This is a genomic window from Bacillus sp. ISL-78 (assembly GCF_018613455.1).
GTDB lineage: Bacteria > Bacillota > Bacilli > Bacillales > DSM-1321 > Peribacillus > Peribacillus frigoritolerans.
In genome coordinates, this window is record NZ_JAGGQC010000002.1 from 247,065 (window position 1) to 260,983 (window position 13,919).

The following is a 13,919-nucleotide window of genomic DNA, read 5'->3' on the forward strand; positions in this document are numbered from 1 at the left end:
ATATAAAAGCCACTTTACATGCAATTTTATGAGATTGGTTCATATTTTTTCCTTTGTATTGTTTTTTGGTTTATTATTCCCAAATCACTCAAAAAAAGCCCTCATGTTTTCAACATAAGGACTCTATCGATATTGTAACATATATATAGTAATCATTGTTTTATATCGTAAAAAAATCCAGCAGCATTACTACTGGATTTTCAATAAATCAAGAGAGGTCTTTAATGGCTTGATTGAATTCTTCTTCGATATCTTTTGTAGGCTTGGCCGTTAATAAACTGAAAACGACAACCGCTATTGAACCAGCGATGAAACCAGGAATGATTTCGTATATTTCAGCAAACTTATCGATCATATCCCAGACGATCACGGTTGCCGTACCGACAATCATCCCCGCCAAGGCTCCCCATTTCGTCATCCGTTTCCAGTACAGGCTTAACAAAATGACAGGACCGAATGCCGCTCCAAAACCAGCCCATGCATAACCAACCAATTTAAGAATCGTACCGCTTGGATTAAAAGCCAATAATAGGGCAATGGCAGATATCGCCAACACACCAAACCGACCTACCAGCACTAATTCCTTATCAGATGCGTTCGGCCGGATGAACTGCTTATAGAAATCATCTGTCAGAGCACTTGCCGATACTAACAGCTGTGATGCAATCGTACTCATGACCGCTGCTAAAATCGCAGCCAACAAGAAGCCTGTAATTAAAGATGGAAACAGTTCTTTAGCTAATATGATGAAGACGGACTCAGCATTCCTATCCCCTAATGGACTATTTGTCAGGTTAAAGTATGCTATCCCCACCAAACCGGTGAACATCGCTCCGACGATAGCAAAAATCATCCATCCCATACCGATTCGCCGTGCACTTTTCAATTCTTTAACAGATGAAACCGCCATGAATCGAACGATTATATGAGGCTGCCCAAAATAACCAAGCCCCCATGCCAGAAGAGATATGATGCCTATGGTTGATGTTCCATCAAAAACATGCAATAATTTCGGGTTAATCGATTTTATTTCATTGAAGGTAGGATCCCATCCCCCAATATTTACAATCGTGACAAATGGTACTAAAATCAAGGCAATGAACATGATTGTACCTTGTACGAAGTCCGTCCAGCTGACAGCCAGGAATCCGCCAAATAAAGTATAAAGGATAACAACGCTTGCCGTCAGCCAGATACCCCACCGGTAATCTAAATTGAAAGCCGTACGGAAAAGCTCACCGCCTGCCACCATGCCTGAAGAGGTATAAAAGGTGAAGAAAATTAAAATGACCGATGCTGATACCACTTTTAAGACCCGGGAGCCATCTTTAAATCGATTTCCCAAAAAGTCGGGAATCGTTATCGAATTGCCGGCAATTTCCGTATATGTCCGAAGTCTTGGTGCCACGAATAACCAGTTTAAATAAGAGCCTGCACACAGGCCGATGACAATCCAGCCAGCACTCAACCCGCTTATGTACATCGCACCAGGAAGCCCCATCAACAGCCAGCCACTCATATCGGAAGCCCCTGCACTCAATGCCGTTACAGCCGGGCCCAAATTCCGTCCGCCAAGCATGTAATCGGTTAAGTTAGCCGTTTTCCGATAGGCCAAATAACCAATTAAAAGCATACCTGCCATGTATATTGCAATTGATATTATAATTCCATATTCCAAAAATGAGTCCTCCTATTTATAGGTTAATTTTCATCTTGTAAGCTTATCAGAAAAAAAAACATATGTTAAGAAGTTCTTGCACCTTTCAACGATTTCACTTTCAATATAAGTAAGAAAATTCATTTTATTAGAATAAATCATTTAGGAGGAATACGCCATGCAATCCTATATCAATCAGCCGGATGGGGTCTTTCCCTCAGTTTGTTCTCTTGACTGCCCAGATCAATGCGGTTTACTGCTGCACAAAAAAGATGGGAAAATCATTAAAGTTCAAGGAGACCCCGATCATCCAGTCACAAAAGGGAATATTTGCAACAAAGTCCGCAACATGACTGCCCGCCTATATGATCCCAATCGCTTAAAACAGCCATTAAAGCGCATCGGTCCGAAAGGAAAAGGGAATTTCGTTCCAATCAGCTGGGAAGAGGCCATCGACACAATCACTTCCAAATGGAAAGACTTGATCGAAACGCATGGACCGGAAAGTATACTTCCTTACAGCTTTTACGGAAACATGGGCAACCTCAGCGCCGAGGGGATGGATCGCCGCTTTTTCCACAAACTCGGCGCAAGCATGCTCGAGCGTTCCATCTGTAATGCGGCAGGCTCAGTCGGATACAGCTATACAATGGGTGGTTCTTTCGGCATCGATCCAGAAGAAACGATTCATACGAAGCTATTCATCATGTGGGGCATTAACGCTGTGAGCACAAATATGCACCAAGTGACGCTTGCCCAGCAAGCCCGAAAAAACGGGGCCAAAGTAGTTGTCATTGACGTTCATAAAAACCAAACCGGCAAGTGGGCAGATTGGTTCATTCCGATTCTGCCTGGCACCGATAGTGCACTTGCCCTGGGATTAATGCATATTCTTTATGCCGAGAATCTAGTCGACCAGCCCTTTCTCGATGAATACACAGTGGGTGCTGCTGAATTGCGCGAACATGTCCGCCAATATGACCCTGCGACCGTCTCCGCGATAACTGGCGTTCCCATTGATGACTTATATGAACTTGCCAGGATGTATGGCACCACAAGCCCATCATTCGTTCGGATAGGCAATGGCCTGCAGCACCATGACAATGGAGGCATGGCGGTACGTACCATTGCCTGCCTGCCTGCCCTAACCGGCCAATGGATGGAAGAAGGCGGCGGAGCCATCAAAGGTAATTCAGGATATCTGGCCTTTAATATAAATGCCTTAAGACGTCCTGATTTATTGCATAATAAAGCTACCCGGACCATTAATATGAACCAAATCGGCCAAGCTCTTATGGAAAAAGAAAACCCGATTCGCTCCATGTTTGTATACGGCTCCAACCCAGCACTTGTCGCTCCAAATGCAAATAAGGTGCAGGAAGGTCTAATGCGGGAAGATCTATTCACAGTGGTCCATGATCTATTCTTAACCGAAACGGCCATATTTGCCGACCTCGTCCTTCCTGCCACGTCATCTTATGAAACGGAGGATTTTTATAATTCATATTGGCATAATTACGTCCAAATACAAAAACCAGTAGTCGAAAAATATGGCGAATCGAAATCGAATGTTGAATTGTTCAAACTGTTGGCTGCTGGGATGGGATTTGGGGAACAAGCATTTAGAGATTCAGAGGAAGATATGATACGGCAGGCTCTGGATTTTCCCGACAACCCGCATTTGGAAGGCATCACCTATGACTCCCTTTCAAGGAATCAATTTGTCAAAGCCAAAATGCAGCCGATGTTCCCAGGCAAACTCCCGACACCAAGCGGTAAAATCGAACTTTATTCCGAACGGATGAAGCGGGATGGATACGAGCCATTGCCCACATATACGCCAATCATAAAAGACAGCGATCTGCCATTTTTATTCATTCCGGCACCTAATCACAATTTCTTGAATTCAACCTTTTCAAATAATGCCAAACATATCTCCATGGAAAAGGAACCGAAACTGCACATGAATGCCGCTGATGCCAAAACAATGGGGATCGCCGCCGGAGATATGGTTAGAATCTGGAACGGTCGCGGTGAATGCTTGCTTACCGCTGCTCCCGGTGAAAATGTGTTACAAGGCGTTCTTGTCAGCCAAGGCTTGTGGCAGAATACGCCCGAAACAAAGCAACACATCAATTCCCTTACCCCAGATCGCCTCTCGGATATGGGTAATGGCGCCGTTTTCTTTTCAGGACGGGTTGATCTGGAAAAAGTCCAACAATAGTAAAGAAATGTTTAGCAATCTTTGAATATATCTGCGGCTTTCGGCTTTTTATCTCCGTTGCCGGATTATATATCTGCGATTCTCGAATTTTATCTGCGATTCCATATAAAAAGGCTGTTCCCAAGGAACAGCCTTTTTTCGTCAAGCTAATTACTCTTCATCAAACCAGCCTGTTGGCTGGATATCCAAGTTGTTATTGATTTGCTTCACTTCGGTGTAAGCTTCGTAACCGAAAGTTCCCAGTTCGCGTCCATTTCCACTTTGTTTGAACCCTCCCCAAGGAGCTTCGTTATAAGTCGGATGATATGAGTTTATCCATGTGATGCCGGCACGCACTTTTTTAATGACACGGTACGCTTTTGAGATATCATTCGTGAACACCGCTCCCGCTAAACCATATTTCGTATCATTGGCAAGTCGAAGAGCTTCCGCTTCATCCTTGAACTTTTGAACGACAAGCACCGGTCCAAAAATTTCTTCCTGCACAATCCGCATATCCGGTGTCGTATCAACAAAAATAGTAGGTTCGACAAAGTAACCTTTATCCATGCCTTCTTCTTTAATTCGATTTCCACCGACGATTAATTTGGCACCTTCTTCTTTTCCGATTTGGATATACGATAATATTTTGTTCATATGGGCTTCTGAAACGATAGGTCCCATCTGGCTATTTTCATCTGAACCTGAACCTACTTTGATTTTTTTCGCCTTCGCAGTAAGACTTGCAATGAACTGATCGTAAATGGACTCTTCCAATAGTAAACGGGAGCCTGCTGAGCACACTTGTCCTTGATTACAAAAAATCCCGTATAGAGCATAATCAACTGCAGTCTCAAAGTCAGAATCCGCAAATACGATATTAGGCGATTTGCCGCCGAGCTCCAATGTGACTTTCTTTAGGTTACCCAGCGAAGCCTCCATGATCTTACGTCCTGTTGCCGTGCCTCCTGTAAAGGCTACTTTATCGATTTCCTCATGCTCTGCAATGGCTTGCCCTACAACTGGCCCAGCTCCTAACACCAGATTCGCGACACCTTTTGGCAATCCTACCTCATCCATGATTTCAAATAGTTTGACCGCCGTCACCGGAGTGATCTCAGATGGTTTGAACACAACGGAGTTTCCTGCTGCAAGCGCCGGAGCAAGTTTCCAGGCTGACATCATTAGCGGGAAATTCCAAGGAACGATCTGCCCGCATACACCGATCGGTTCCCTTACGACCATCGCTTGCTGGCCGTCAGGAACTTCAAAAGTCTGACCTGTCGGTTTTGTGGCCAATCCTGCATAATATCTAAAACATGCTGCCGAATCAGCTATATCAAAACGAGCCTCACGCAATGGTTTTCCATTATCCAATGTTTCCAACGCAGCTAGTTCTTCAGCTTTTTCTTCTATTTTGTCGGCTATTTTGAATAAAATGCGAGCTCTTTCGACGGCAGGAGTTCCCCACCAACCACCTTCATAGAAAGCAAATTTTGCTGCCTCGACCGCTGCATCCACATCTTCCTGTGTTCCTTCCGCTGCTTTGGCAATAACTTCCCCCGTGGCCGGATTCAATACATCCCTCTTCTCACCCGAAGTCGAATTCACCCATTCCCCATTGATGAACATCTTTAAGTCCAATGCTCCCGTTCCTTCTTTTTTCGTATTATTTTGCAAAGTTTCCTGCATGTAATTTCCTCCTCTTTTTTAAGTTATCTACCTATATATAAATATGAGCAAGATTCATGCCAGTTTGAAATTTTAGGTAACTCACGTTTTTTTGCCCTTTCCTGCCTTATTTAAATTCAGTCGTGAATTACCTATTCATTTTTGCATAACTCATAGGCAAAACTCTTCCAAGTTTCATAGAAAAAAGAGATGAGCTGCTGCTCACCTCTTTTCTGATCAATTCCGATTAATGATGACCAATTTCATTTCCGTCATCTCTTCAATGGCATATTTCAACCCTTCGCGCCCAGTCCCGCTTTTTTTGACTCCGCCATATGGCATGTTGTCAACACGGTAAGTTGGGATATCATTAATGATAACACCGCCGACTTCCAATTTTTCTGCGGCAGAAAGAGCTAGATTGATATTTTCTGTGTAAATCCCGGCCTGCAATCCGAATTCGGAATCATTGACAAAGTCAATTGCTTCCTCAACGGAAGAAACTTTATTGATCAAAACAATTGGAGCGAAGACCTCCTGGCAAGATACCTTAAGCATTGCATCCACTTCCAGCAACACAGTGGGATGCAGGATATTTCCTTCAGATTTACCTCCTGCTGCAACTATCGCACCGTGTTGTTTAGCTTCACCGATCCAATCCAGGCTTCGCTGTACATCCCCGGCGCTGATCAATGCTGATATATCAACAGATGGGTCCAAAGAATCTCCCAGTTTCAAGCCATTCGTTGCTTCCGTGAATTTTTTGACGAACTCATCATACACCTCTTCATGAACATAAGCTCGCTGTAAGGAAATGCAGACCTGCCCTTGAAAAGCGAATGCTGCCGATACACAGCGTTGGATGATTTTATCGATATCGATCCCTTTATCCACGATGACAGCCGCATTCGAACCTAGTTCAAGACTCACTTTCTTTAACCCTGCCTTATTACGGATCCCGATTCCTACAGCCGGACTTCCAGTGAATGAGATGCTCTTCACCCGTGAATCGGTGACTAATTTATCACCGATTACCGAACCGCTTCCGGTAACTAAATTAAAAGCACCTGCCGGCAAATCCGTTTCGGCCAATAATTCAGCAAGAAATAGTGAAGATAGCGGTGTCTGGCTCGCAGGTTTCAAGACGAGTGTATTTCCGGCAGCAATGGCCGGGCCCACTTTATGGGCAACCAGGTTCATCGGAAAATTAAATGGCGTAATCGCACCCACAACGCCTAGAGGTTCACGGACCGTATATCCTATCCTTCCTTCTCCGTCAGCTGTGGCATCCATCGTCAATGTTTCTCCATGAATCCTTTTTGCTTCCTCTGCTGCAAATTTATATGTGGCAATCGTCCGGGATACTTCAACCATTGCCGTTTTAATAGGTTTCGCTGCCTCTTTTGCAATAATTTCAGCTGCCTCATCTTTGCGGCTTTCCAAAAGGCCCGCAAGCTTTTCAAGTATGGCAGCGCGTTTATGACTAGGTAAAGCTGCCATCGTTTTTCTAGCTTGATAGGCTGATTCTATGGCCAACTCGACATCTTCAAGGCTTGCCGAGGGAATCTCCGCTAGAACTTCCCCGCTATAAGGGGACTTTAGTGTCGTGAACTTCTCAGCTTCTTGCCATTTACCATTAATGTATAATTTCTTTTTCAGCGTTTCCGTCATGACCATCACTTTCACCTCTTATAAAATTTCTTTTTCGACTGCAGTAAATGTCTCATCAAGGATTTCAATCATTCTTTCAACTTCTGCTTTAGTAATGATTAAAGGCGGTGCGAATACGAGTGTATCTTGATCAAACGTAACTGAACGGCAAATCAAACCATTCTTCGCAGCTTCAGCAACAAGTCTTGGAGCAAGCTGTGTCTCAAAGCCTTTACCTGTTTGTTTGTCCTTTACGATGGAGATGCCTCCAATTAGTCCAAGTGCCCTCACATCACCAACAATCGGATGTTTGCTTTGAAGCTTCTTAAAGCCGGCAAGCAACTCTTCACCACGCTGTTTCGAGTTTTCTATAAGGTTTTCACGTTCAATTATTTCAATATTTTTCAAAGCAACCGCACATGCCATCGGATGGCCACTGTATGTGTAGCCGTGTAAAAGCGTGCCTTTTGAAAGAGCAATGAAGTCCTGATGCATCTTATCATTCAGGACGACCCCGCCTAACTGTGCATATCCGCTCGTTACACCTTTTGCAAAGCACATCATATCAGGCACAACACCAAAGTGTTCAATCCCAAAATAAGTCCCTGTTCTTCCGAAACCTGTAATGACTTCATCCGTCACCATTAAAATACCGTATTCATCACAAATTTCCCTTACTTCCTTAAAATAGCCTTCAGGAGGAAGGTTCACGCCACCGGCCCCTTGAATCGGTTCAGCGATAAATGCCGCAACCGTTTCCGGTCCTTCCTGTTCTATGACCTTACGCAACTCCTCAATGGAGGAACCGTCCACATGGTAAAAATCAGGTGCGATTGAATTCGTGAAATCCCGGAACGGCTTCAGGCCAGTCGCACTTGTAGCTCCCATTGCCACTCCATGATAGGATTTCGAGCGGGAAATGATTTTTTGACGATTAGGCTGCCCTTTCAAAAGCCAGTAATGACGAGCAAGTTTGATTGCCGTATCATTCGACTCCGATCCACCTGAAGTGAAGAAAACTGCATTCAAATCCCCAGGCGCGATGGATGCGATTTTGGCAGCCAAACGAATTGCCGGCTCATTGCTGAAAGTGGCGAAACTTGAGGTGAAAGCTAATTTGGCCATTTGTTCCTTCGCGACTTCAGCCATCTCTTCTTGTCCATGTCCAATATTCACATTCCAAAGTGAAGCCATGCCATCAATGACAGTCCTGCCCGTGACATCCGTAAGATATATTCCCTTCCCTTCCTTAAAGATGAAACTTGGACCATCTGCCTGCTGCTGTTCGATTGCCGTGGTCGGATGAATAAAATGCTTTTTATCCAAATCGATTAATTCCTGAATACTCGTAGTCTCTTTAATCATGTAAAAAACACCCTTCTCATGTAATGGATTTTTTCAAGCTAGTTTATTTTTATATTTATAGATGTAGCAAGATTCATGCCAAATTATATGAGGCTTAAATTAAAGGTATTCAAGTTAAAATGATTCATATATAAATCAATAGGAGCACATGCTGATTCACATATAAATCATTTGATTCACATGCGAATCGATAAACTCCCATTCATTAGATTAACTACTGAATGACAAGCATTTTTTCGAATCCGCTCTTTATTTCTAATTGATGTTACAAAACCTGACACACAATGTTGAATTTTCGGAAGATTTGTAATATTATCATGTTAATATTTTTTCATTCCTTTTGAGCCGCTATGTTAATCTAAACGAAAGAAGTTGATATATATGCAGGTAGGATTTGAACTGTACCAAAAACAATCCTTGAAGTTGTCAATGACCCCTGAATTACAGCAATCGATCAATATCCTTCAATATTCCACCCATGAACTGATAGATTTCCTGGACCGACAGGCTTACGAAAATCCCGTTCTCGAAATTAGCTTTAAAGAACCCCTCACATCACTTGGTATTCGTACAAATACAATAAATTCTCAGTTACGTGGTTCTTCCTCTAAAAGTAAAAGTTTCAACGGAGACAATGATTACAACCCTATCAACAATTATTCAGTCAATACAGCAACTCTGGAAAGCCATTTACTGGAACAAATGAGTTTACTAAGTTCATTGAATGCATTTGAAAAGAAGATTCTCCAATTTTTGATTGGAAACTTAAATGAATATGGGTTTCTGGAATTGGATGTCCATTGGACTGCTTCGCATTTTTCCATACCCGTGGAAGAAATCGAAAATATGATTCAAGTATTGCAATCCCTTGACCCAATTGGAGTCGGGGCTAAAGATCTGACCGAATGTTTACTCATTCAGCTGCGTGAGCATGAGAATCATAATGAATTGGCGTATAAGATCGTTAAAAATCACTTAGCGGATTTAGCAGAAAAACGCTACAGGAAAATTGCCGCCCTTCACCAAGTGACCGTTCAGGAAGTACAAGAGGCATCGGATTTCATCCGTACGTTAAACCCGCGTCCTGTCAGTCACTTTTCCGATGATATGACTCATTACATCGTTCCGGACGTTTACGTGGAAAAAGATAAAGAAGGTTTTCTGATAACGGTCAACGATAGCTGCACACCTAACCTTTCCATCAATCCTTACTACAAGAACCATGTCGCCATCAATTCTGTTAATCCAGCTAAAGATTATATAAAAGGGCATATAAATGATGCCCAATTACTGTTAAAAGGGCTCGAACAAAGGCAAATGACGCTTTACAAAGTGACTGCTTCAATCGTGGAGGAGCAGCATGAGTTTTTCATGAAGGGAATTACGGGATTAAAACCGATGACACTGAAGGACATTTCGGAAAAACTTCAACTTCATGAATCAACGATCAGCCGGGCGACGAGCAATAAATATATCCAGACGCCGCATGGCCTCTTTAAACTAAGGAACTTCTTTACTAGAGGGTTACACCGCGTGAACAGCCCAGCAACCGAATCAACGACCACCATCAAAGAAAAAATAAAGGTCCTGATTGCCGAGGAAGATAAAATAAAGCCTTTTTCAGATCAGAAACTTTGTCAAATATTCGAAAATGAAGGGACGAAGATCTCTCGCCGCACTATTGCAAAATACCGTGAAGACCTCGGTATACCGGGATCTTCCAAACGGCGCAGATTTTAAAATCAAACCGAATTTTTAAAAAGACTCTTACAAAGGAGTATCTATTGTAAGAGTCTTCTATATTTTCCACCCCTGAAACAGGGGCTTAATAAACAGTTTTGGAATCATAATATATCGATTTATTTATTCCCCCATTTATCCTCGAAAATAAGTTCATCCATCAGCCTTCTTTTTTCCCAATTAGCAAGTTCAAGAATGGGTTTATCCGGATATTGATCCGTATAGCCAATCGACAGGAGTGCAACTGGTTCTATATGCGGCGGAATCTCCAAAATATCACGAATATCATTTTTCTTATAAAAGCTTACCCATCCCATTGCCAATCCTTCCGCATAGGCAGCCAGCCACATATTTTGAATGGCGCAGGCAGTGGATAGGATATCAGTTTCCGGAATGGAGTTCCTCCCTAAAACATGGGAGCCTCCCCGTGTCGGGTCACAAGTAACACAAATGGTATATGGCGCTTCTTTTAACCCCTCCACTTTCAAACTAAGAAACTTATTTTCTTTACCTCCTTCATAATGAATAGCGAGGGCCCTTCTTTCTTTATCCGCTGCCCATGCCAAACTGTCTTTGGTTTCCTGAGACGAAATCACGATGAAACTCCAAGGTTGCATGAATCCTACAGACGGCGCATGATGTGCAGCATCCAAAATTCTGCGGAGTATATCCTTTGAAATGGGCTTTGGCAAAAAACTCCTGATATCCCTACGGTTATAAATGGCTTTATATACGGCAGCTTGTTCTTCATTAGTAAACATAGTTTCCCCCCTGTTTCCGGCTCCCCAGAAATTCATCTAAACATACAATATATTTTATAAGTAAACCCTTACAAATATCCTTTGACTCAGCTCGTTCCGTCCACAACAAGATTCGCTCTTTCTTGAGGCCTTTGCATACCCACATAGAGATCTTCATGAACCATCCAATTATCCTCCCACAATTGACGCGCATCTCCACCATCCCGCTCAAGGCCGCGTTTCAAACGCTGATCACGGGGACATTCCACCCAAATCGTGAAATCATGATACCCTGCCAATTCTTTACGGATAGAATACGTTCCTTCTATAATGACAAGGCCCTCAGCAGGAACTTCATGCCATTCAGCCATAGTGTCCGTTTCCCAATCATACCTTTGATATCTTGATTCTTTCCCCTTTGTAAGCGGTTTTAGGATTTGGTTACAAACCCGTTCCCAATCATAATCCGCCCCGATAGGCTTTTGGGATGGAGGCAGTTGAACCCTATCCGATGAAGGCAAATAAAAATCATCCATATGAACGGCTACGCTACCTGGACATTCTGCTTGGATACGGGCAGCGAGTGTACTTTTTCCAGATCCGCCCCGCCCATCTATGGCCAATATATAGAGTGAGCGTTTTTTGGAAATTTCGTGAATTTCAGCTATAAGACTGCTGATCGTATACTGTCCATTAAGTGTTGGAAAGTTCATAAGCATTCCCCCTATACTACTTATTTCTATTAATCCTCCCTTAAACTCCTTCCTTCAGGGGATAATTTTAAAAAATAAGAAGAAGGTGCTCGCATTGAATAAAATCCAATTTGCCCCCAGCTTCATGTCTGATCAAAGACACAGAGAAGGAAAAAGGCCCCTTTCCCTCTACTTCATGGAGAAATTGTCTACGATCAAGCGGCTAGGACTTTCCATGTAATGGACTTGAAAACTTCTTGTTATAGACATATATATCGGAGAAAGGCCTTCGAAGGTTTGAATGCCGACTTGATGCAATGTTAATAATGACCATCGATTTGAATAAGCCATTCGGATCTGCGTTGGAACTTTATCGAGTCAGCAAATAAAATGGCTTAGCGGCATTATGCTGCCAATTCGGACTTGCTGAATAAAATGATTTGGCTGATACCGACCTCTTTCTCGCAGTTCCTGAACTTCAACTTAGCTTTCCATGGATATTAATGGCCGCTTCCCAAAAGGTTTTCCTGTTCTGCGAGCATTACGGCTATCTTATCCTGGATTGCCGTAATTCCTTTTTCTTCCACAAAATTATTCAAGATAATTGAAAATATGATCTTTTCCCCTCTTTTGGTCGTCACATAACCTGATAAGGAGCTCGTACCTGAAATTGTCCCTGTTTTCGCGCGGACATTCCCGGCTGCAAGTGTCCCTTTCATCCTCTTTCTAAGCGTACCGCCCACCATCCGATTTTCGTTGCCTGCAATCGGTAAAGCATTCAAGTAAGCAGGAAACCACGTTTTTTCCTGAATGGCATACAACAGCTTCGTTATTTCATTCGCTGGAATCATATTGACTTGGGAAATTCCAGACCCATCACGCATCATGATCGTTTGCATATCGAGACCCATACTCTTCAGCTGATTTCGAGCAACCTTCAAACCATCCTTCCAGCTGCCCTCCCCATCTGCCTCTTTGCCCATTTCCTTCACCAAAACCTCGGCATGGCTGTTATTGCTCAATTTCATGAAAGGAATAAGCAGTTGTGAAAGCGGCATGGACTGATGAGTGGCAATCATGTCCGCTCCTACTGGCGTTTTCCCTTTTTTCCTTTTTCCCAACACTTTAATTCCATGTTTCTTCATTGATTTTTCAAATAGGCTCAAGGCATATTCTGTGGGATCTACCACCGAGATCCACTCTTTGGTCACCCCGGCATCTTCCGGAATGGTCCCGGTCACCGTAATGACTTGTGTGCCATGTGACCGTTCGATTTCAATTTTATTATTAGCATCTGCCGATACAGTTTTCGTTTTGTTGATGACCTTCACGTGATCGGTTTCAGGCTCCAGCTTTACCGTTGCCCTCTTTCCAGCCTTTTCCCCAGGAGCTAACTCCACGATGATGGTACCGGTATCGTAATCTTCATTCGGGGAAGCTGTTAAAGCCGAAACGGCTGCACCGTAATATTCCTGTTCATCGCCCCAAACTAAGTCTTGGGAATAACGAACATCATCATACCAAGAATCGTCCCCTATAAGATCCCCGTGAACGAACTTAACGTGCCTTTGCTTCAGTGAAGCTGCCAGCTCATCAAAATCCTTCTCCAATAATGTGGGATCTCCTTTTCCCTTCAGGTATACATTGCCCTGCAGAACCTGGCCAACCTGCACTCCTTTTATGTATAGTTCCGTTTGAAAAGCATGATCTTCCCCTAAAGTTTCCAACGCAGCTGCTGCTGTCAAAAGCTTAAGATTCGAAGCAGGCCGCAATCTTGTTTGCGATCCCCGTTCATAAATCATTTCCCCCGTTTCAGCTGAACGGATGGAAATTCCCGTCAACGCCCCAGCCAATCCTGGCGATTGCTCCAATAATCGTTGAATTTCCTGCCCTAGGTTTCCATCATCATTCGCAGCCTGCATCGACTCTCCATTAAAAAAACAAATCAAAAACAGGAAGAATATAAAACTCAACTTCCTTTTATACGTCAAACCTATCACTCCCACTCTAGAAACTCACCACTTCTATCTTGTCCATTTTTCGGTCATATAAAAAGAAAAGATCCACTGGAAAACTCCTTATTTATACATACTCGAGAAACTGCAGGATTATTCGCCTGCCACTCCATGGCATGGGCTACATGATTTCTATACATATACCTATCATAGGGAACTTTTTTGCAAGATAATCCGTATAAGTAT

Annotated in this window: 9 protein-coding genes; 2 read left to right on the forward strand and 7 right to left on the reverse strand. The window is 43.1% G+C overall.

Annotation, left to right across the window (positions count from 1 at the left end):
• Window positions 1-208: 208 nt before the first annotated feature.
• Entirely contained in the window at window positions 209-1,678 is a 1,470-nt protein-coding gene (gene putP / locus J7I96_RS01640) for a sodium/proline symporter PutP (protein WP_214773678.1), read from the reverse strand.
• A 157-nt stretch (window positions 1,679-1,835) separates the two neighbouring features.
• On the opposite strand from putP, the gene J7I96_RS01645 reads away from it, so the two are divergent.
• The gene (locus J7I96_RS01645) at window positions 1,836-3,881 is read left to right on the forward strand and encodes a molybdopterin oxidoreductase family protein (protein WP_214773679.1); all 2,046 of its coding nucleotides are present in this window, start codon (window positions 1,836-1,838) and stop codon (window positions 3,879-3,881) included.
• 150 nt (window positions 3,882-4,031) lie between these two features.
• Here J7I96_RS01645 and J7I96_RS01650 read toward each other — a convergent pair whose 3' ends face one another.
• The 3 genes from J7I96_RS01650 to J7I96_RS01660 form a co-directional block, all read right to left on the reverse strand.
• Window positions 4,032-5,552, reverse strand: a complete 1,521-nt coding sequence (locus J7I96_RS01650) for an aldehyde dehydrogenase family protein (protein WP_214773680.1) — start codon at window positions 5,550-5,552, stop codon at window positions 4,032-4,034.
• Between the two features lie 216 nt (window positions 5,553-5,768).
• Window positions 5,769-7,202: an aldehyde dehydrogenase family protein gene (locus tag J7I96_RS01655; RefSeq protein ID WP_396020042.1), complete on the reverse strand. Its 1,434-nt coding sequence runs from the start codon at window positions 7,200-7,202 to the stop codon at window positions 5,769-5,771.
• Between the two features lie 18 nt (window positions 7,203-7,220).
• Window positions 7,221-8,546 (reverse strand): aminotransferase family protein, encoded by a 1,326-nt coding sequence (locus J7I96_RS01660; RefSeq protein ID WP_214773682.1) that lies wholly within the window; start codon window positions 8,544-8,546, stop codon window positions 7,221-7,223.
• 381 nt (window positions 8,547-8,927) lie between these two features.
• Here J7I96_RS01660 and rpoN point away from each other — a divergent pair, with 381 nt between their 5' ends.
• Window positions 8,928-10,286, forward strand: coding sequence for an RNA polymerase factor sigma-54 (rpoN, locus tag J7I96_RS01665; RefSeq protein ID WP_214773683.1), 1,359 nt, complete (start codon window positions 8,928-8,930; stop codon window positions 10,284-10,286).
• Between the two features lie 119 nt (window positions 10,287-10,405).
• Here rpoN and bluB read toward each other — a convergent pair whose 3' ends face one another.
• The 3 genes from bluB to dacB form a co-directional block, all read right to left on the reverse strand.
• Window positions 10,406-11,047: a 5,6-dimethylbenzimidazole synthase gene (bluB, locus tag J7I96_RS01670; protein ID WP_048685051.1), complete on the reverse strand. Its 642-nt coding sequence runs from the start codon at window positions 11,045-11,047 to the stop codon at window positions 10,406-10,408.
• Window positions 11,048-11,133: 86 nt separating this feature from the next.
• Window positions 11,134-11,739 (reverse strand): uridine kinase family protein, encoded by a 606-nt coding sequence (locus tag J7I96_RS01675; RefSeq protein WP_214773684.1) that lies wholly within the window; start codon window positions 11,737-11,739, stop codon window positions 11,134-11,136.
• A 479-nt stretch (window positions 11,740-12,218) separates the two neighbouring features.
• Window positions 12,219-13,640, reverse strand: a complete 1,422-nt coding sequence (gene dacB / locus J7I96_RS01680) for a D-alanyl-D-alanine carboxypeptidase/D-alanyl-D-alanine endopeptidase (protein ID WP_214773806.1) — start codon at window positions 13,638-13,640, stop codon at window positions 12,219-12,221.
• Between the last annotated feature and the right edge of the window lie 279 nt (window positions 13,641-13,919).